19 protein-coding genes are annotated in these 19,892 nt (G+C 63.4%); 14 read left to right on the top strand and 5 right to left on the bottom strand.

Translation table 11 applies throughout. From position 1 onward, the window contains the following. Positions 1-215: 215 nt before the first annotated feature. Positions 216-344: a hypothetical protein gene (locus KAK11_RS22015; protein WP_259373518.1), complete on the top strand. Its 129-nt coding sequence runs from the start codon at positions 216-218 to the stop codon at positions 342-344. A gap of 49 nt (positions 345-393) precedes the next feature. After that, positions 394-909 carry a Dps family protein gene (locus tag KAK11_RS03940; protein WP_210806349.1) on the top strand — a complete coding sequence of 172 codons (516 nt, stop codon included), beginning with the start codon at positions 394-396 and terminating at the stop codon, positions 907-909. Here the strand turns inward: KAK11_RS03940 and KAK11_RS03935 are convergent, their stop codons facing one another. The 3 genes from KAK11_RS03935 to KAK11_RS03925 are packed head-to-tail and all read right to left on the bottom strand — an operon-like array spanning position 910 to position 3,429. Then, positions 910-1,647, bottom strand: a complete 738-nt coding sequence (locus KAK11_RS03935; protein ID WP_210806347.1) for a PepSY domain-containing protein — start codon at positions 1,645-1,647, stop codon at positions 910-912. Further along, the gene (locus tag KAK11_RS03930; RefSeq protein ID WP_210806345.1) at positions 1,640-2,281 is read right to left on the bottom strand and encodes an FMN-binding negative transcriptional regulator; all 642 of its coding nucleotides are present in this window, start codon (positions 2,279-2,281) and stop codon (positions 1,640-1,642) included. Before KAK11_RS03930 ends, KAK11_RS03935 begins: the two co-directional genes overlap by 8 nt. Next, the gene (locus tag KAK11_RS03925) at positions 2,281-3,429 is read right to left on the bottom strand and encodes an acyl-CoA dehydrogenase family protein (protein WP_210806343.1); all 1,149 of its coding nucleotides are present in this window, start codon (positions 3,427-3,429) and stop codon (positions 2,281-2,283) included. Before KAK11_RS03925 ends, KAK11_RS03930 begins: the two co-directional genes overlap by 1 nt. 397 nt (positions 3,430-3,826) lie before the next feature. Between KAK11_RS03925 and KAK11_RS03920 the strand changes: the two genes are divergently transcribed. From KAK11_RS03920 to KAK11_RS03900, 5 genes are all read left to right on the top strand, one after another. Beyond that, a complete protein-coding gene (locus KAK11_RS03920; RefSeq protein WP_210806341.1) occupies positions 3,827-4,636 on the top strand; it encodes a DUF6602 domain-containing protein in 810 nt (269 codons plus the stop codon). Positions 4,637-5,896: 1,260 nt separating this feature from the next. Continuing rightward, entirely contained in the window at positions 5,897-6,103 is a 207-nt protein-coding gene (locus KAK11_RS03915; RefSeq protein ID WP_210806339.1) for a hypothetical protein, read from the top strand. A gap of 267 nt (positions 6,104-6,370) precedes the next feature. Beyond that, a complete protein-coding gene (locus KAK11_RS03910; RefSeq protein ID WP_210806337.1) occupies positions 6,371-6,898 on the top strand; it encodes a hypothetical protein in 528 nt (175 codons plus the stop codon). Positions 6,899-7,012: 114 nt separating this feature from the next. Beyond that, positions 7,013-7,534 (top strand): hypothetical protein, encoded by a 522-nt coding sequence (locus KAK11_RS03905; protein WP_210806335.1) that lies wholly within the window; start codon positions 7,013-7,015, stop codon positions 7,532-7,534. 72 nt (positions 7,535-7,606) lie between these two features. Further along, positions 7,607-8,827 (top strand): lipid-transfer protein, encoded by a 1,221-nt coding sequence (locus KAK11_RS03900; protein WP_210806333.1) that lies wholly within the window; start codon positions 7,607-7,609, stop codon positions 8,825-8,827. 5 nt (positions 8,828-8,832) lie between these two features. Here KAK11_RS03900 and KAK11_RS03895 read toward each other — a convergent pair whose 3' ends face one another. Next, positions 8,833-10,104 carry a DUF1615 domain-containing protein gene (locus KAK11_RS03895; protein WP_210806332.1) on the bottom strand — a complete coding sequence of 424 codons (1,272 nt, stop codon included), beginning with the start codon at positions 10,102-10,104 and terminating at the stop codon, positions 8,833-8,835. Between the two features lie 89 nt (positions 10,105-10,193). Here KAK11_RS03895 and KAK11_RS03890 point away from each other — a divergent pair, with 89 nt between their 5' ends. Together KAK11_RS03890 and KAK11_RS03885 are read left to right on the top strand one after the other, a co-directional pair. Continuing rightward, complete coding sequence (locus KAK11_RS03890; protein ID WP_210806330.1) at positions 10,194-11,225, top strand: CaiB/BaiF CoA transferase family protein; 1,032 nt, start codon at positions 10,194-10,196, stop codon at positions 11,223-11,225. 263 nt (positions 11,226-11,488) lie between these two features. Further along, entirely contained in the window at positions 11,489-13,120 is a 1,632-nt protein-coding gene (locus KAK11_RS03885; protein WP_210806328.1) for a 3-(methylthio)propionyl-CoA ligase, read from the top strand. Positions 13,121-13,184: 64 nt separating this feature from the next. On the opposite strand, the gene katG is transcribed toward KAK11_RS03885, so the two are convergent. Then, the gene (gene katG / locus KAK11_RS03880; protein ID WP_210806326.1) at positions 13,185-15,386 is read right to left on the bottom strand and encodes a catalase/peroxidase HPI; all 2,202 of its coding nucleotides are present in this window, start codon (positions 15,384-15,386) and stop codon (positions 13,185-13,187) included. 356 nt (positions 15,387-15,742) lie between these two features. On the opposite strand from katG, the gene KAK11_RS03875 reads away from it, so the two are divergent. The 5 genes from KAK11_RS03875 (at position 15,743) to KAK11_RS03855 (ending at position 19,874) form a co-directional block, all read left to right on the top strand. Beyond that, complete coding sequence (locus KAK11_RS03875; RefSeq protein ID WP_210806324.1) at positions 15,743-16,288, top strand: hypothetical protein; 546 nt, start codon at positions 15,743-15,745, stop codon at positions 16,286-16,288. Positions 16,289-16,367: 79 nt separating this feature from the next. Further along, positions 16,368-16,886 carry a hypothetical protein gene (locus KAK11_RS03870; protein ID WP_210806322.1) on the top strand — a complete coding sequence of 173 codons (519 nt, stop codon included), beginning with the start codon at positions 16,368-16,370 and terminating at the stop codon, positions 16,884-16,886. 37 nt (positions 16,887-16,923) lie between these two features. Further along, entirely contained in the window at positions 16,924-17,451 is a 528-nt protein-coding gene (locus KAK11_RS03865) for a hypothetical protein (RefSeq protein WP_210806320.1), read from the top strand. Between the two features lie 120 nt (positions 17,452-17,571). Further along, on the top strand, positions 17,572-19,200 hold the full coding sequence (locus tag KAK11_RS03860) for a peptide chain release factor 3 (protein ID WP_210806318.1): 1,629 nt from the start codon (positions 17,572-17,574) through the stop codon (positions 19,198-19,200). A 41-nt stretch (positions 19,201-19,241) separates the two neighbouring features. Further along, complete coding sequence (locus tag KAK11_RS03855; RefSeq protein ID WP_210806316.1) at positions 19,242-19,874, top strand: choice-of-anchor R domain-containing protein; 633 nt, start codon at positions 19,242-19,244, stop codon at positions 19,872-19,874. Positions 19,875-19,892 lie beyond the last annotated feature (18 nt).

Below are 19,892 nucleotides of genomic sequence, written 5' to 3'. Positions count from 1 at the left end.
ACTCCGTGGGGCAGTAGCGAGGGCCCCACCAGCAGCGGGAATCGCCAGGGGGCTTCGAGGCCGAAACCATAGGTTTTGGCGTGTTTTCACGCACCCTCAAGCTTGATGAGCACGGCACCTCCGTCAAAGGCTATGGATGCCATAGAGCTATTGAATTGGCAAATTCAATAGCCAAAAGACAAAATCCCTCCATCGTTCAGACACCGGAGAGACTCATGCCCCAACGCCTCTACACCCGCCCCCCAGTCGCCCTGCGCCTGCGCCGCGCTGTGGGGCTGGCCATCACCGGTGCAGGCAGCTTGATGTGGCTGGGGCCACTGGTCGTGGGTGTGGCAGCGCCCTGACCCCGGCCGTTCAAACTGTCCGTCATTCTTTCAACTCAAGGAGCACACCATGGCCAAGTCCAAATCCAAGCACCCCGCCCAAGCCACGGGCATCGCCCCGCAAATTGGCATCAGTGAGAAAGACCGCGCCGCCATTGCGCAGGGTTTGTCGCACCTGCTGGCGGACACCTACACGCTCTACCTGACCACGCACAACTTCCACTGGAACGTGACGGGGCCGATGTTCAACACCCTGCACACCATGTTCATGGCGCAGTACACCGAGCTGTGGAATGCGGTGGACCCGATTGCCGAGCGCATCCGCTCGCTGGGCCACCGCGCGCCGGGCAGCTATGCCGAGTTCGCCGCGCTCAGCTCGGTGCCCGACGCACCGGCCGCCGCCCCCAAGGCCCTGGCCATGGTGCGCACGCTGATGGAGGGCCATGAAGCCGTGGCCCGCACGGCGCGCGGCCTCTATGCCCTGGTGGACGAGGCCAGCGACGAGCCCACCGCCGACCTGCTGACGCAACGCCTGGCGGTGCATGAGCAAACCGCCTGGATGCTGCGCTCGCTGCTGGAAGACTGATCAATGCGCCCGGCGGCGCCACGCCCGCCGCAGGGCCAAGCCCAGCATCACCAGGCCGGTCAGCACCAGGCCCAAGGCCAGCAGCGAGGCGCCCTTGATCAGCGGGTGGTTGAAGTCCTCACCTTCGCTGTAGTCCATCACATGCAGGCGCCAGAAGAAGTCGTAGAGCACCCAGGCGTCGCTGCGCGCGGTGATGAACTCGCCTTGGGCGCCGCTGAAGTAAAGCCGGGTCTGCAGCCCATCATCAAAGCGCGCCACCCACACATCGCGCTTTGCGCCCAGCTCACGCACCATCAGCCATTGTGTGGGCACCTGCGCCAGCCTCTCCACGGCCTGCAGCCTGCCGTGGCCTTTGTAGAGGCTGGTCGCAAAGCGGCCGATGTCGTCTGCGGTGGGTGCAGGCAGCGGGCCACCGCTGGCCAACAGCCACTGCTCACCCTGCGCCGTGCGCAGCTTGAAGGCCGGGCCGCTGGCGGTGGCCACGGCCGAGAGGCCTTGCACCGGCTGGCCCGCCAGCGGGCTGCGCGCCAAAGCCTGCGCCCAATCGGCGGGCAGGCTCAGGCTGGGCTTGCGGACGGCCTCTGCACTCTTGACCCAGGCCTGAAACGGCAACCACGCAAACAAGGCGCCGCCCAAGACCCAGGCCAGCACCTGCAGGGCCACCACATAACCGAGCCAGCGATGCCAGCGGAAGAAACGCGCCGACAGGCTGGGGCTTGCACGCACCGCGTCAGTCACGGCGGGGCTCGGGTTCCACCAAGGCGGCCATGGCCGTATCCAGCGGCCAGGCGCGCGCGCGCAGGCCTTGGGCCACGCCCTCGCGGTCGGCGCGCGGGCGGTTTTGGCTGGCTTTGCGCTTGCCCACCCAGCGGGTGACCGGGATTTCGATGCCCACAATCGCGTCGAGCATCAGCTCGATGTAGTCGGCCGGTGCATCGCTGAGCTGCCAGGGCTGCGCTTGGTGCGCCTCATGGCGAGCCGTTAAGGCCGCCACCAAGGCGCGCAGGCGCTCGCGGTCTTCAAACATGCGGGCCACGCCATGGGCATGCACGACCTCGTAGTTCCAGGTCGGCACGGCCTTGCCGTGGGCTTGCTTGCTGGGGTACCAGTTGGGGCTGATGTAGGCCTCGCTGCCTTGAAACACCGCCACGCCAATGGCCTCGCCCACCACCTGCCAGACCGGGTTGGCCCGCGCCACATGGCCCACCAGGGTGCCGTGCTCGCCGCGCTCCATGTCGAGCAACCAAGGGATGTGGTTGACCAGCAGCTCACCGTCATGCGGCATCACCCAGGTGGCCAGCGGGTGGGCTTGGGCCAGGGCTTGGCAGGCGGCCAAGTCGGCCACTTCAAAGTGTTTGGGCAGATAGGTCATCACAGGCCTCGTGCGATCAGGTCTTTCATGATCTCATTGGTGCCGCCATAAATGCGCTGCACCCGGGCGTCTGCCCACATGCGGGCAATCGGGTACTCGGTCATATAGCCATAGCCGCCAAAGAGCTGCAGGCATTCGTCCATGACGTGGCATTGCTGGTCCGTCGTCCAGCACTTGGCCATGTAGGCGGCCTCGTGGTCCAGCGTGCCGTCCACCAGGCGCTGGATGCAGTCATTCACAAAGCTGCGGCCAATATGGGCCGTGGTGGCCACCTCGGCCAGCTTGAAGCGGGTGTTCTGAAAGTCGAACACCGTCTGGCCAAAAGCCTGGCGCTCGCGGGTGTAGGCCACGCTCAGCGCCAGCGCCTGCTCGATGGCGGCCACCGCAGGCACCGCAATCAACATGCGCTCGTAAGGCAGTTGGCTCATCAGTTGTCCAAAGCCTTGGCCCTCTACGTCGCCCAGCAAATGATGGGCGGGCACACGCACGCCATCAAAAAACAGCTCGGCCGTGTCCGCCGCATGCTGGCCCAGCTTTTCTAAGCGGCGGCCCACCTTGAAGCCTGGCAAGCCCTTCGTTTCCAACACCACCAAAGACACACCCTTGGCCCCCTCGCCGCCGGTGCGGCAGGCCAGCACCAGCAAGCTGCAGTTGGCCCCGCCGGTGATGAAGGTCTTGGCGCCGTCGATCACATAGTCCTCACCGTCGCGCCGCGCACGGGTGCGCAAGGCCTTGAGGTCAGAGCCGCAGCCGGGCTCGGTCATGGCGATGGCAGCCAGCCATTCACCGCTGCAGAGCTTGGGCAGCCAACGCTGCTTTTGCGCCTCGCTGCCATAGGCCAAGATGTAATGCGCCGCGATGCTGTGCACGGCCGAGATGGCCGGCACCTCGGCGCGGGCCAGCTCGTCTTGCACCACCAACTGCCAGGCCAGGCTCACGCCGCTGCCGCCATAGGCCTCGGGCATCTCGGGCAGCAAAAAGCCCAAAGCGCCCAAGCCTTGCCAGACCGCCGGCGGGATGTCGCCCGCGCGGCGCCAACCATCCAGGTGCGGGGCCATCTCGGCCTCGATATAGCGCCGCACTTGGTCGCGAAAGCTGGACACATCGGCGTCCATCCAAGGGTGTTGAAGCAGGCGAGGTGGGGGCATGGATGGGGCTGGCTCAAGTGGGGTGTCTTGCGGACTGTAGCGCGGAGTAGTGGCGCCACGCCGGCAGGCCCCAAGGAACACTCCAGGGCCAGCAGCGTCACCGGCTTCTCGGACTGCTGGCTTGCGCTTGGCTCAAACTGAGGGTTACTGGCTATTCAGTTCACCTTTCAAAGCGTGCCTACAGTGACTGCCTGGGGCTATAGTGCTGCCAAGCACTGCGCCAGAATGCCGATTTGTTAATGCTTTGTGTTTACCCCGTTCAACGCGCAATTCATCAGCATCGACACGTACTTAGTGGCTGGTCACCCAGCCTGTTGCTGGTGACAGGGTTTTTTCGGGCGAAAGGCATCTGTCGCCACACAAAAAAGTTAGCCTCCTACAGCACCTCCACCGCTGCATGAAGACATACAAGCATTACCACGGCACGCCAAATCAAGTAATGTCGCAAGAAGAGGCGTCAATTTTGTTGTGCGTGGAGCGTGCGCTGGCATCGTCTAGCAACTCCCAAACAATCGGCAAGAACGGTGAACAACCGTTCATAGAATTCTTGCAGCGCTATTTACCCAATACTCTTCGCGCAACTTCTGGCCACTTTGTTACGCCAAGCGGGGATATTTCTCCACAACTTGATGCCATCGTTTTCGACTCGCGGTATCCACTTCTCTCCGAGAACATAGATGGTTCAGCACTACTGATGTTGAATTCAGTTGTTCACATCTATGAACTCAAGACCAACCTAACAACCAAAGACATACGAAAGAGCGTTGCGAACTCGCAGAAAGTCGCTGCTCTCACGCAGCAGATCAAGGACTTCGATACGCCGGATGGGTGGGGAGCACCTCGACAAACGCTGTTGGGCTATCGCACGGAGCAAAGACTGGAGACTCTCGAGGCTGCATTCTTTAATGCGTCAACGCCAGAAAAAGCCCAGATGGACTGCATCATCCTGCGCTGCAATCCAAGGGACGCAGAAGCGATGGGCGGAGTTGGTGGAACACTTCACTTGGAGCCACCATTCCCGGAAGAAAGTGGCCGCGGACCGCGTCTTGATGGGTACTTCCCTATGTTCATTCCGAGTCACACGCCGCTCTCTGATCTCTACTACACGCTTGTTCAAGACGCCTATTACACCTTGGGCGAGCGAAACTACTCGTTCCACGACATTGGCGCGCATTTCAACGACTACATGAGTTGGGCAACAGCATGAGCAAGGCCCTATCAATTGTCACCAGGCTAACTGTCGGTTCAACGCGGACGCCAACACTGGCCATGCCTTCGGCATTTTCGTGGCCAGTGTTGGTGCCCCCCGCCTTCGGCTCCGGTTACCCTGGGCTTTAGAGGTCACCAATGTCCGAACGGAAGTTGCTTCGAGAGAACATCGCAGACGCTTGGACTAGAACCCTTTCCGAGAGCTATCCGCAGAAGCTGATTAACTCGGAACGTGGTCTTCAAGTCCATTTTTGCCACAGGCTTCTTGAGGTGTTTGGCGACCTTGATCGTCGGCTTTTCATCGAGCCAACCTTCACAGCATCCGATGGCACGACTCGCATACCAGACATCGTGATCTGTAACAGTCAACGGATCATTGGTGTTGTCGAGCTCAAGTACATGCCACGCGCGGCTCCCGACTACGAGAAGGACCTGCGAACGCTTGAGTGGTTCTGCTCCGCACCACCGCCAATCACCCTCTCCAACGAGCGCTATCGCGGAATAGATGAAAAGAAAGTCAAAGCCTATGAGTTGGCTGGTGACGCGATCTTGTGCTGGGCGGGTGTCTATGCTGAGCCAAGGGCGGACGTTGAGTATCACGGCCGAGCGCTGGGATCTCGGCTCCTTTGCCTTCATGCAGTCACGAAGCCACTACTTCGGCCTGAGATTTACCTAGGCCCGTCCCCTGCCAGTGCCCTCTAAGCTAATCCATCGAGAGGATGTCCAGTCGGCTGCGCCGTCCTGTAACCACTCATTCCAAACGTTTTATTTGCTAACCCGTGCATCCCTACCGCACCGCTGAATGGGCCGCCTTTCGCGCCGAGGTCGTCCGGCTGGACGGAGGCGCGTGCCTTATTTGCGGTCGCAGCAAGTGCGATGGCGCGATCCTACAGGTTCACCATAGGTAGTACCTTCCGGGGCACAATCCTTGGGAGTATCCATTTGATATCTGCGAGACCATCTGTTCAGGATGCCACGCAGCGCTCCACGGCTTCATCCCGCCAAAGTTCGGATGGGAGCCGTCGGTTGGGATGACCTCGATGAACTCACCGGAACCTGCGAGTGCTGCGGAACTCCCATTCGCTACGTATTCATGGTTCAGCACCCAAAGCGGCGCCCGATGGAGGTCGGAGAGATTTGCTGCGATCACCTGACATCAATTCGGGTCGCAAGCGGCTTCATGGAATCCAAGCGACGGTACGCAGACCGACTGAAGCGCTTCGTAAGCTCACCGCGCTAGAGCATGGGGCCGGGCAACGTGCACCACATTCGCCAGAAGAAAATCCATCTTGAGGTTGTGCCGAAAGATGGCGCCTACCTGCTGAGAGTCGACTGGCAGCCCGGGAAGCAAAGGTTCATGTCAGTCAATGAAGCCAAGGCCAAAGCGTTCGAGATCATCGAGTCTGGTGAAGCCGACAAATATCTTGCAAATCTTGCAGCGCGCCGCGCCAAGAGGCAGATCTAATTCCTCTGACAGGACTTCCCGTTTTGTCAACGGTTGGTATCTTTTCAATAGCAGCATTCAGAACGTTCAAGATGAGCCAATGACTGGGCTCCATTTGCTCAGCGCGACAGTGCTGTCGCAGAAAGTTCATTGAGCCGTTCGACTCTTTGTGCCGCAAGGCCCAAACCGCCTGCAACCACATATGCCCCAAAGGGTACTCACGCTATGGATGGCCTGCTGAGACAAGCCACCTTTCAGCGAAGAAACCAACTTATCTTTGGAGTTGATATGAGGAAGACATTTCACGCCTTGAGTGCGCTGGCTCTCACCACGGTGACCTTGGCTGCGCAAGCGACCCCACCGGAGCAATGGGAGATCATCGAAGGCCATGGCTTGACGGATAACGCGGTGTATTTGGGTCAACCACGCAAGCAATTGATCCAGCGGTCCAAGTCCTGCAAGAAGCCCGCTACGGAGTGCACCTTCCGGATTGAACCGAGCGCGCAGGACATCACCGTGTTTTTCAATGCCAAGAGCAAGGTTGAGCGCATCCGGTTCCGCGCCGCTGCGGTGGCGGTGCAAAACTGCCAGTCTGTGCCTTTGCCCTTCACCTGGCCCACCTCCAAAGGGGCTGACTTCACGTGGGGGGTACCTGGGGTGGCCGACTTGTATCCGGGCAGCACATGGCAGTGCAGCTTTGGCTATTGCACGACAGAGGCGCAAACACACGGTTTGCGCTTTGAGATGCGGCATACCAATGACGAATGTGACCTGTTCTACGACGGAACGTTCGAGGTCATCCCCAAACAACCATGAGCGCCTTGGGGCTCAACGCGCTGAAGGGCGACGGTGCGTGTGACTGCTGCTGCATGAGCGGCGCAGTAGCACACCACAGCGCCCACTCACCACTCACTTTTTGACGGAGTCGATATGAACAAGCTTTTTTCCGTTCTCGGTTTTGCGGCACTCGCTTTGGGGGGCGCCTCTGCACAAGCCACCCCACCCGAGCAATGGGTGATCATCGAAGGCCACGGTCTGACGGACAACGCGGTGTATTTGGGTCAACCACGCAAGCAATTGATCCAGCGGTCCAAGTCCTGCAAGAAGCCCGCTACGGAGTGCACATTCCGGATTGAACCGAGCGCGCAGGACATCACCGTGTTCTTCAATGCGAAGAACAAAGTGAACCGGATCCGCTTCGCGGCGCAGAGTACCCAAACTTGCCAGAATGAGCCCATCCCCTTCACCTGGCCCACCAGCAAGGGCGTGCATTTCTACGACCGGTTCTTCAATGTCCAAGCCGCTTACCCAGGCAGCACGGTTCAATGCGGCGGTGGCGTTTGCCTGGTGGATGCCCCCAAAGACGGCCTGCGCTTTGAAGACCGCCATGTGTTCGAGGACTGCTTCACCTTCTACAACGGCACGATGGAAGTCATTCCCAAGCAGCCTTGAGCCCAGCACCGTCTCCTGAACGACAGCCCACCCCCATCGGTGGTGGTAGGCTGAAGGCACAGGAGACACGCGATGACCATTGCTTCAACACAGGCTGCTGCGGCAGCAGCGCGCCCGGTGCTGGTGGCCGGGGTGGGCATGATCCCTTTTGCCAAGCCCGGCGCCCACCGCCCCTACCCGGAGATGGCCGCTGCCGCCGTCCAGGCCTGCCTGGCCGATGCAGGCTTAGGTTATGAGTTGATCCAACAGGCCTATGTGGGCTATGTCTATGGCGACTCCACCGCTGGGCAGCGCGCGCTCTATGAAGTGGGCCTGACGGGCCTGCCCATCATCAACGTCAACAACAACTGCTCCACCGGCTCGACCGCGCTCTACCTGGCGCGCCAAGCGGTGCAGAGCGGTGCGGTGGACTGTGCCCTGGCGCTGGGCTTTGAGCACATGACGCCCGGCGCCCTGGGCGCGCAGTTCACCGACCGGCCCAGCCCCTTTGAGTGGTTTGACCGCGAGACCGACACCCTGGTGGGCCATGCCGAGATCCCGCTGGCCCTGCGCTATTTTGGTGGTGCGGGCCTGGCCCATATGCAGCAGTGGGGCACGCCGCTGACCACCTTTGCCAAGATCCGCGCCAAGGCCAGCCGCCACGCCGCCAACAACCCGCTGGCCTTGTTCCAAAAGGTGGTGACGACCGAAGAGGTGATGGCCGCGCCCATGCTCTGGCCCGGGGTGATGACCCGGCTGATGGCCTGCCCGCCCACCTGCGGCGCGGCTGCAGCCTTGGTGTGTTCCGAGGCTTTTGCACACAAGCATGGCCTGCGCCGCGATGTGCGCATCCGCGCCCAAGCGATGGCCACCGACACCCCCGCCACCTTTGAGAGCCGCGACATGCGCGAGGTGGTGGGCTTCAGCATGGCCCGCAGCGCCGCCCAGCAGGTCTATGAGGCGGCAGGCGTAGGCCCCGAAGATGTGCAGGTGGTGGAGTTGCACGACTGCTTTGCCCAAAACGAACTGCTGACTTACGAGGCCCTGGGCCTGTGCCCGGTGGGCGGGGCCGAGAAGTTTGTGGACGACGGCGACAACACTTATGGTGGCCGTTATGTCACCAACCCGTCGGGCGGCCTGCTCTCTAAAGGCCACCCGCTGGGCGCCACGGGGCTGGCGCAATGCACCGAGCTGGTCCAGCAATTGCGCGGCCAGGCCGGCGCGCGGCAGGTGGACGGTGCGCGCTTGGCGCTGCAGCACAACCTGGGGCTGGGGGGTGCTTGCGTGGTGACGCTGTACGAGCGAGCAGCGTGAGGCGCTCAGGGCGCCCGGCCCGTCTCCCGCGCCAAGCAGGCGCGATAGCGGGCTTCGCAGCGCTCGGCAAACCAGGCCGTGGTCAGCTTGCGGCTGATCTTGGGGCTGTTGAGCTGAATGTCGGGCAGGCGCTCGCGCTCTGGCGAAAGCCCTTTGCGCTGGGCCAGTTCATACAGCCGGAGATAAGTGGGCGTCTGCTCAAACTCAAAGCGCTTTTCTTGCATCAGGTCTTGCGCCACCTGCCGCGCACCCAGGCCCAGGAACTGCAAGGCCTCTAAGGCGCGCCAGGCCTCGCTGGGCTGGCTCTGGGGCGGCTGGGCCACCTCGCCGCTGTAGCGCAGCAGGTCGCCATCAGGCACCAGGCTGCGGCCGGTCAGCTGGGCCAGCAGGCTTTGCACAGCGGCGTTGCGGCTGCTGTAGCGGCCGGCGTTGTAGTCGGCAAAGCGGTAGAGCATGCGGTTGTAGGACACCGGATAGTCCAGCAGCATGGCCGCCCCAAAGTACACGCCGCCACGACGCTTGAACACCTCCTCGCGGGCCGTGCCCGCAGGCTGCCAGGGGTAGGCGCGCTGGCGCATCTGCTCGGCCGCAAAGCTGATGCTGACTTGGGTGGAGCCGCCGGTGCGCACAGGGTTCTGGCCCTCAAAGAGGCGGCCACCAAACGGGATCTCGCTGGCCATGTCTTCAAACAGCAGCGACAGCTCTTGCTCGGTTTTGAGGCGCTGCAAGCGCTGGCGGTAGGTCTGGCCGGTGCGCGAGGTTTTGTCCAAGGCCAGGTCAAACACCAGCTTGGGCACACCCAGGCGCTCGCGCTTTTTCTCCAGCTCTTGCTGCGCGATCCGGCTGAGGTTGGCCACGGGCGGGTCGGCCTGCCAGGTGGACTCTTGCTCGATCACCGCCGCCAGCGCGCACACCTTGTGCGCCTGCGCGGGAATGGCCAAGGCGGCAAAGCTCACCGCAATGTCCTCGGCCCAGCCTTTGCGGTCGGCCAGGGTGGGCGGCAAGAGGCGCAGCGCCACAGTGCGCACTTCGGCGGCTGTGACGGCCGGGGCCGGCGGGGGCTCTGGCGGCTTGACGGGTGGCGCAGGGGGCTGGGGCGGCGGGCTGGGCTGGGGCACAGGTGCTGGCCGCGGCGCCGGGGTGGGCGCAGGCCCCTCCACACCAGGGCGAGGCAGCGGCGGCGGCACGGGCGAGGGCAGCGGGGCAGGCGTGGTGCAAGCAGCCAGCGCCAGCACGGCCGCTGCGCTGAGCCCAAGGCGACAGACAGGCGACTTCATGGCTGGCAGTGTAGGGCCCGGCTTCGCTGCGCTAGCATGGGTCAGCCTTGGCGACGCTTCACCACGCCCTCACCCACTGCGCCCATCTCATGCCTCAAGCCCTGCCCCTCCAGCACCTGCACCTCATCGAGTTCGAAGGCCTCGGCCCCGGCCCCCTGGCCGCCCGCATGCTGCAAGGCATGGGCGCGCGCATCACCCGCATTGCGCGGCCCAGCACCGGCGCGGTGGCGGCGCAACTGGGCATGGGCAATGACCTGCTGGACGCAGGCAAAACCACCGTGCGGCTGGACTTGAAAAACCCCGACCACCGCGCCCAAGCCCTGGCCCTGGTGGCCCAGGCCGATGGCCTGATTGAAGGCCTGCGGCCCGGCGTGATGGAGCGCCTGGGGCTAGGCCCCGCCGACTGCGCCGCCGTGAACCCCAAGCTGGTCTATGGCCGCATGACGGGCTGGGGCCAGAGCGGCCCGCTGGCCCACACCGCCGGCCACGACATCAACTATGTGGCGCTGAGCGGCATGATGGCCCTGGGCCTGCCCGCCGGGCAGACGCCGCAGGTGCCGCCCACCTTGGTGGGCGACGCCACCGGCGCGCTGGGCCTGGCCTTTGGCATGGTCTGCGCGCTGCTGGACGCCCAACGCAGCGGCCAAGGCCGGGTGGTCGATGCCGCCATCGTGGACATCGTGGCCATGCTGGGCAATATCGGCCAGTGGATTGCCGCCAGCGGCCAACTGGGTGGCCCAGGCCCCAGCCCCTTTCATGACTCGCCCTTTTACGACACCTATGCCTGCGCCGATGGCGGCTTCTTCACCGTCGGGGCGCTGGAGCCGCAGTTCTATGCCGAGTTGCTGACCCGCTTAGGGCTCAGCGATGTGTCACCCCAGACCCAATACGACACCGCCCAATGGCCCGCGCTGAAAGCCCGCCTGACCGCCCTGTTTGCCAGCCAGCCCCGCGCGCATTGGGAAGAACTGCTGGCCGGCACCGACGCCTGCGCCGCGCCCGTGCTGAGCTTGGATGAAGCCGCCCAGCACCCGCACCTGCAAGCGCGCGGGGTGTATGAGCGCACAGAGAGCGGCGCGTGGTTTGCCGCCACGGCGCCCAAGTTCCTGCCCCTGGGCTAGAACCTGTCCGCAAGTGGCCGTGGTCGGCTGGCTGGTGCTTTGGGCGTCGGGCGGCGTTGCAAATCCTCACCATGCCGCAGGGCATGGCTGCGGTATTGCGCCTTGCCCGCCATCCCAAATCACTCAGCCATCCTCCACTCGTCCATGTGCGGACAGGTTCTGGCACTGGTTTTTGCTAGGCCCGTGCGGCCCCAGATATGGCAACCTGAAGCCAGTGCGACGCACAGCGCCGTCCGCCACTTTTTTGAGCCCAAGGAGCCCCGATGAACGGTTTGATGATGCAGCAGCAATTGCTGATCTCCAGTTTGCTGACCCATGCCGAGCGCCACCATGGCGAGCAGGAAATCGTCTCGCGCCGGGTGGAGGGCGATGTTCACCGCTACCACTTCCGGGACATGGCCGAGCGCTCGCGCCGAGTGGCCAATGCTCTGGGGGCCTTGGGCGTGCAGCATGGCGAGCGGGTGGCCACGCTGGCCTGGAATGGCTACCGCCACATGGAGCTGTATTACGGCGTCTCGGGCTCGGGCGCGGTGCTGCACACGCTCAACCCCCGCCTGCACCCCGACCAAGTCGTGTGGATTGCCGACCATGCCGAAGACCAGGTGCTGTGCTTTGACCTGACCTTCCTGCCCTTGGTCGAGGCCGTGGCCGGGCGTGTCAAGACCATCAAGCATTTTGTGGCGCTGTGTGGGCGCGAGCACTTCCCGGCCACGAGCAAGATCCCTGGTCTGCTGTGCTATGAAGACCTGCTGGCCCAGGCCTCGCCCGACTATGCCTGGCCCAGCTTTGACGAGAACACTGCGGCCACGCTGTGCTACACCTCGGGCACCACCGGCAACCCCAAGGGCGCGCTCTACAGCCACCGCTCCACTCTGCTGCACACCCTGGCCGGTGCCGCGCCTGATGCGCTGAACTGCGGCGCGCGCGATGTCATCTTGCCCGTGGTGCCGATGTTCCACGTCAACGCCTGGGGCATTCCGTACATCGCCTGCATGGTGGGCGCCAAGCTGGTGTTCCCCGGGCCGCACCTTGACGGTGCCTCGCTGCACGGGCTGATGGAGAGCGAGAAGGTCAGCATGTCGGCCGGCGTGCCCACGGTGTGGCAAGGCCTGCTGGGCTTTATGGAGGCGCAGGGCCTGCGCTTCTCCAGCATGAACCGCACGGTGATTGGCGGCTCGGCCTGCCCACCGGCCATGATGAAAACCTTTGAAGAGAAGTACAAGGTGCATGTGCTGCACGCCTGGGGCATGACGGAGATGAGCCCGCTGGGCACCGTCTGCGCGCTCAAGCCGGTGCACGATGCCCTGCCCTTTGAGGGCAAGCTGGCGGTGCAGGCCAAGCAGGGCCGCGCCGTCTATGGCGTGGACATGAAGGTGGTAGGCGAAGACGGGCAAGAGCTGCCGCGCGATGGCAAAGCCAGCGGCGAGCTGCTGGTGCGGGGCCCTTGGATCATCAGCCAGTACTTCAAGGGCGAAGGCGGCAACCCGCTGCGCGATGGCTGGTTCCCCACCGGGGACGTGGCCACCATCGACGCCGAAGGCTTTATGCAGATCACCGACCGCAGCAAGGACGTGATCAAGTCCGGCGGCGAGTGGATCGGCTCCATCGACCTGGAAAACATCGCCATGGCCCACCCCGCCGTGGCCATGGCCGCCTGCATCGCTGCCAAGCACCCCAAGTGGGACGAGCGCCCGCTGCTGGTGGTGGTGAAGAAGCCCGGGCAAGAGGTCAGCCGCGAGGACTTGCTGGCCTTTTACGAGGGCAAGATCGCCAAGTGGTGGACACCCGACGACGTGGTGTTTGTCGACGCCATCCCGTTGGGGGCGACGGGCAAGATGCAGAAGATCAAGCTGCGGGAGCAGTACGCGGACCACTTGCTCAAGGCCACGCCTTGACACCATGAAAAAGGGCCGGTGCGCCTGCGCGCACCGGCCCTGTCCTCGTCACGTCGCTGCGGGATCAGCGCAGGTCAAACCGGTCCAGGTTCATCACCTTGGTCCAGGCGGCCACAAAGTCGTTCACCAGCTTGGCTTGGCTGTCGCGCTGGGCATAGACCTCGGCCAGAGCCCGCAGTTGCGAGTTGGAGCCAAAGGCCAAGTCCACCCGGGTGGCGGTCCACTTCAGCGCGCCGGTTTGGCGGTCGCGGCCTTCAAAGTGGCCCGGCTTGCTGGGCTTCCAGACGGTGCTCATGTCGAGCAGGTTCACAAAGAAGTCTTGCGTGAGCTGGCCCGGGCGCTGGGTGAAGACGCCCTCGGGCGCGCCACCCACATTGGCGCCCAGCACGCGCAGGCCACCGACGAGCACCGTCATCTCGGGGGCGCTCAGTGTCAACAACTGCGCTTTGTCCACCAGCAGGGCCTCGGGCGAGACGCTGTACTCGGCCTTGACATAGTTGCGGAAGCCATCGGCTTGAGGCTCCAGCACCGCAAAGGACTCGGCGTCGGTTTGCGCTTGTGTGGCATCGGTGCGGCCCGGCGTGAAGGGCACGTGCACCGGCTGGCCGGCGGCGGCCGCAGCGGCTTCCACGGCGGCGTTACCCGCCAGCACGATCAGGTCGGCCAGCGAGACCCTCTTGCCACCGGCGCTGGTGGCGTTGAAGTCGCTCTGGATCTGCGTCAGCACCTGCAAGACCTTGGCCAGTTGCTCGGGCTGGTTCACCGCCCAGTCCTTTTGCGGCGCCAGGCGGATGCGTGCGCCGTTCGCACCGCCGCGCTTGTCGCTGCCGCGGAAGGTGGACGCCGAGGCCCAGGCCACGCTCACCAAGGCGCTGATGGACAAGCCGCTGGCCAAGACGCGGGTCTTGAGCATGGACGCTTCGTGCGCGTCGATGAGCGCATGGCTCACACGCGGCAGCGGGTCTTGCCAGATCAGGTCTTCGGCCGGCACTTCGGGGCCCAGGTACAGGGCCTTGGGGCCCATGTCGCGGTGGGTGAGCTTGAACCAGGCGCGGGCATAGGCGTCGGCGAACTTGGCGGGGTGGGCGAGATAGTCGCGGGCAATCTTCTCGTAGGCTGGGTCGTAACGCAGGGATAAGTCGGCCGTGGTCATCATCGGGCGGTGCTTGACGCCCGGCACATGAGCGTCGGGGATCATGTCTTCGTCGGCCACGTCTTTGGCCAGCCACTGGTGTGCGCCCGAGGGGCTCTTGACCAGCTCCCACTCGTACTTGAACAGCGTGGTCAGGTAGCCCATGTCCCAGGTGGTGGGATGGGGCTTCCAGGCGCCTTCAATGCCGCTGGTGGTGGTGTGCTCGCTGTGGCCTTTGCCCAGGGCATTGATCCAGCCAAAGCCTTGGGCTTCCAGGGGCGCAGCCTCGGGCTCAGGGCCAACGAGCTTAGGGTCACCCGCGCCATGGGCCTTGCCAAAGGTGTGGCCGCCGGCAATCAGCGCCACGGTCTCGGCGTCGTCCATGGCCATGCGGGCAAAGGTCTCGCGCACATCGCGGCCAGAGGCCACGGGGTCGGGTTGACCGTCTGGGCCTTCAGGGTTCACATAAATCAGGCCCATTTGCACAGCGGCCAGTGGGGTGGCCAGTTCACGCTCACCGCTGTAGCGGCTGCCCGGCTTGTCGCTGGTGGCCAGCCATTGCTTCTCTGCGCCCCAGTAGATGTCTTCTTCGGGGGCCCAGATGTCGGCGCGGCCGCCGCCAAAGCCAAAGGTCTTGAAGCCCATGGTCTCCATGGCCACATTGCCGGCCAGGATCATCAGGTCAGCCCAGGAGATGGCGTTGCCGTATTTCTGCTTGATGGGCCACAGCAGACGCCGGGCCTTGTCGAGGTTGCCGTTGTCGGGCCAGCTGTTGAGCGGTGCAAAGCGCTGGTTGCCGGTGCCCGCGCCGCCGCGGCCGTCGGCCGTGCGGTAGGTGCCGGCCGAGTGCCAGGCCATGCGGATGAACAGGCCGCCGTAGTGGCCCCAGTCGGCCGGCCACCAGTCTTGTGAGGTCGTCATCAAGGTGGCCAGGTCTTGCTTCAGCGCCGCATAGTCCAGGCCCTTGAAGGCCTGGGCATAGTCAAAGTCGGCGCCCAGCGGGTTAGAGGCGGCCGAGTGCTGGTGCAGGATGCTGAGGTTCAGTTGCTCTGGCCACCAGTCGGCATTGGACTGCGCGCCTTGGGTGCTGCGGGCTCCGCTGGTGTGAAAGGGGCATTGGCTGGCTTGGGTCATCGTCATCTCCTGGGTTGAATGGGAACGAGTGGCGTTAGTGTTTGCCAATCGCCAGATTCAGTCCATTTGTTGTTCGCTATGGCATGCATTGCCAACTTGCATCGCCCTCGCCCGGGCTGCGCGGTGCCGATTGATGAACAAATTGAGATTTAACTCTCAATTACGGCAACTTTTCTGGCCTGGGCCGGTACCTACGGATGGCACGCCCGCAGGACGTGCTGAGGCTGAGGTACCGCTGGCGTGATGAAAATTTGATACTTTCATCTCGTTTTTGCGATTAACCTTTTCTTTCGATATCTCGCGAGGGGCGATCGTCCCCGAGCGCATGTGTCGCCCTAAACCCCCGAGGAGAAGCCATGAACATTCGCACCCCCCTGACCGCCTTGGCCACCCTGCTGCTGGCCGCGGCCAGTGTGCAAGCTGCACCCACCATCAATTACGAGAACCTTGAAATTGTGGAAGGCGTGGGCCTGGTGGACGCGGACACCAATGCCAAGTACATCACCTTGGGCATGAGCCGCAACAAGCTGATGGCCAATGCACCCCAGATGCATTGCTTGACGCCCGCCTACTGCGAAGTCCTCAGCTCCCCCACCACCGGCTTGGTCACCGTTCACTTGGATGAGGCTGGCAAGGTGTTCTACCTGCGCTTTTATCAAGACACCGCCCCGCACAAGTGGGCCAGCCGCAAGGGCGCCATGGACGGCATGACGCTGGCGCAAGTCCACGCCATCTACAAGGGCTCAACGCTGTCGTCCACCACCGACCCCACCAAGAGCCCCGCTGACGGCTACGTGCGCACCAAGAACGGCAACTACCTGTACCAGACCTACACGCTGTGCGGTGACACGGGTTGCACCTTCTCCACCGTCTCAGAAGTGGGCAAAGCCAGCAAGCCCTGAAGCCTCCATCGCCCGCTGATGCCTGCAGTGCCTTGCGCCTGCGGGCATCGGCTTCATCCACCACCCAGGAGTTCAACCCATGCGCATTCGCCACGCATTCGCCATCACCACCCTCTTGCTTGCCGGGGCCGCCCAAGCGCAATCCACACCGGTCGAGCAATGGCAGATCATTGAAGGCAAAGGCCTGACCGACAACTATGTGTTTCTGGGCATGAGCCGCAAGCAAGCGATCAGCCTGGACGCCTCCGGGAATTGCAAACTCAACCGCTTTCAATGCTCGTTCAGGGCGCTGAACCGCGGCGACACGCCCATCATCGTGCTGACCTTCAACGACAAGTCCAAGGTCATTCGGATTGAAGTCACGAGCAGCGACAGCGCGATCAAGTGGCCCACCACCGCCGGTGCCACAGACGACATGACTGGCGACCAAGTGCAGGCGCTCTACCCGCGCTCTGTCTTGACGGACTTGGGCCAGGGCGTCCAGGTCAACGCAGCACGCCAGGGCTATCAGTTCACCAAAGCGGCCAGCTGCGCCCCTTTTGAGCCCTGCCCCGTGACAGTGACGCACACCATCGTGAAGCCCAGCAAGGGCGGCTGACGCCCTCCACTCTGTGCACAACACCGAGGAGACTTTCATGAGCATTCGCAGCACCCTCACCCTGGCCACCTTGATGCTGGCCGGTGTAGCCCAAGCCCAGTCCACGCCCATCCAGCAGTGGCAGATCATCGAAGGCAAGGGTCTGACTGACAACTATGTGTTCTTGGGCATGACCCGCAAGCAAGCCGTTAGCGTCAATCGTGACTGCCGAGGCAAAGTGAGCCGATGCTCCTTTCAACCCCAAGATGGCTCCGGGACGCTCTTGGACACGCCGACAGTCACGCTGAATTTCGACGCCAAGAACAAGGTGTCGAGCATTGACATCAACCAAGGTGGCCGCGCCATTCAATGGCCCACCACAGCAGGTGCGGTGGACTCCATGACGGCCGACCAGGTGAAGGCCCTCTACCCTGGTTCGACCCTGGTCCGCGGCGACTCCGGCGACGCCACGGTGACCGCGGCCATGCAAGGCTATGTCTTCAACCAAGACTTTTCCTGCGCCCCCTTTGAGCCCTGTTCTCCACTGGTCCTTCACTCCATCGTGAAGCCCAAGAAGGCCCGGTGAGGCCCGCGGCGCACTGAGGCACCGATAATGTGGGCTCAGCACCCGTGATGGCGGCCGTGGACGGCTGTCGTCTCGGGTGCTCCCTCTTTTCGACGCCGCTCTTGCGGCCACGCACTGCCCATGTCCGCCGAACTCGCCGATCAGGTGCGCCGCCGTCGCACCTTTGCCATCATTTCCCACCCTGACGCGGGCAAGACCACGCTGACGGAAAAGCTGCTGCTGTTCTCGGGCGCGATCCAGATCGCGGGCTCGGTGAAGGCCCGCAAGGCCAGCCGCCATGCCACCTCTGACTGGATGGAGATTGAAAAGCAGCGGGGCATCTCGGTGGCCTCCAGCGTGATGCAGATGGAGTACCGCGACTGCACCATCAACCTGCTGGACACCCCCGGCCACCAAGACTTCTCGGAAGACACCTACCGCGTGCTCACCGCCGTGGACGCGGCGCTGATGGTGATCGACGCGGCCAACGGCGTCGAGCCGCAAACCCGCCGCTTGCTGCAGGTCTGCCGCGCCCGCAACACGCCCATCCTGACATTTGTGAACAAGATGGACCGCGAGGTGCAAGAGCCCCTGGCGCTGATGGACGAGATCGAGCGCGAGCTGGGCATGACGGTGGTGCCCTTCACCTGGCCGGTGGGCATGGGCAAGCACTTTCACGGCGTGATGGACCTGCGCAAGCAGCAGATGCGCGTCTTCAGCCCTGGCGAGGACCGCGTGGCCGGTGACGAAGAAGTGCTGGACGGCCTGGACCACCCCGAGTACGCCCAGCGCTTTGGCATGCAGTTTGAGCAGGCCCAAGGCGAGATCGAGCTGGTGCGCGAGGCCGCACCCGAGTTTGTGCTGGAAGACTTTTTGGCCGGCAAGCAAACGCCCATGTTCTTTGGCTCGGCCGTCAACAACTTTGGCGTGCAAGAGGTGCTGGATGCGCTGGTGGGCTTGGCGCCCTCGCCGGGGCCGCGCCAGGCCATTCAGCGCGTGGTCGAGCCCGACGAGGCCAAGTTCAGCGGCGTGGTGTTCAAGATCCAGGCCAATATGGACCCGGCGCACCGCGACCGCATCGCCTTCTTGCGGGTGGCCTCGGGCAAGTTTGAGCGCGGCATGAACTTGAAGGTGGTGCGCTCGGGCAAGAGCCTGCGGCCCAACTCGGTGGTGACCTTCATGAGCCAGAAGCGCGAGCTGCTGGACGAGGCCTATGCAGGCGACATCATAGGTATTCCCAACCACGGCGTGCTGCAACTGGGCGACACCCTGACCGAGGGCGAGGCCCTGCAGTTCACCGGCCTGCCCTTCTTCGCACCCGAGCTCTTCCGCAGCGTGGAAGTGGCCGACCCGCTCAAAACCAAGCAACTGCGCGCCGGCCTGACCCAACTGGGTGAAGAAGGCGCGATCCAGGTCTTCCGCCCCATGGCGGCCTCATTGCTGCTGCTGGGCGCCGTGGGCCAATTGCAGTTTGAAGTGGTGGCCCACCGCCTGGAGCATGAATACGGCGTGAAGGCCCGCGTGATGCCGGCCCGCTTCAACGTGGCCCGCTGGGTCACCTGCGACGAAGCCGACGGCGGCGAGAAGGAGCTGAAGCGTTTTATCGACGCCAACAGCCACCGCATGGCCCTGGACGCTGTCGATGCCCCCACCCTGCTGCTGGAGTACGCCGGCGAGCTGCGCGCCATTGAAGCCAACTGGCCCAAGATCAAATTCCACGCGCTGCGCGAGCACGCGGGGCTGGTGTTTCAGCAGCGGATGGAAGGGTGAGTCCCTGTTTCCGTACCAAGTTCATCACTGAGGAGAGAGATATGACGAAGAAGTCGAGGACATTCGGCGCAATTCTTGTCGCCGTCGGCATTTGCGGGTCGGCGTTGGCAACCAATGCTGCTGCAACCGAACCCCAACAGAGGCCTCGCGAAGTCACCCATCAACAAGGCCTGGAGGAGTTCGTCAACACATTCAATCCAAATGCGGCCTGGGCATATGACGGCGGCGCATTCGGAGTATCTGGGGTTGACTCTATGCTTGGCCGGGAGCACGCGGCCATGGCTTTTAATCCCTCAAAGAGCTACGCCGTAAAAGCAATTACGGTCGCGGTGGGTTATCAGTTTGGTACCAATGGCGCGACCGTCAGCTTGAACTCCGATGCTGCAGGTGCGCCCGGCGCTGTGCTGTACCAAGCCGCCATCACCGACTTGCCGAACTTGGGCACCTGCTGCGTAACGTCCATGGTGAAGGTCAAGCGGAAGGTGAATGTGACAGCTGGCAATCAATACTGGATCGTCGTGAAGACTGGTAAGAAGACGGCTGATACCGGTGCGGGCTGGAACCTCAACAGCATCGGTGCCGTAGGAACCTTTGCTGTTGACTTTGGTGACGGCTGGCAAGTCCACAATGGGCAAACAGCGGCCTATAGCGTCTCGGGCACGCGACTGCGATAGGCTAGACAGGCCCTTACA

Source organism: Ideonella paludis (assembly GCF_018069865.1).
GTDB classification, from domain to species: domain Bacteria; phylum Pseudomonadota; class Gammaproteobacteria; order Burkholderiales; family Burkholderiaceae_C; genus Ideonella; species Ideonella paludis.
Note: the sequence above shows the minus strand (reverse complement) of the source record. Positions and strands in the feature narration are given on the sequence as shown.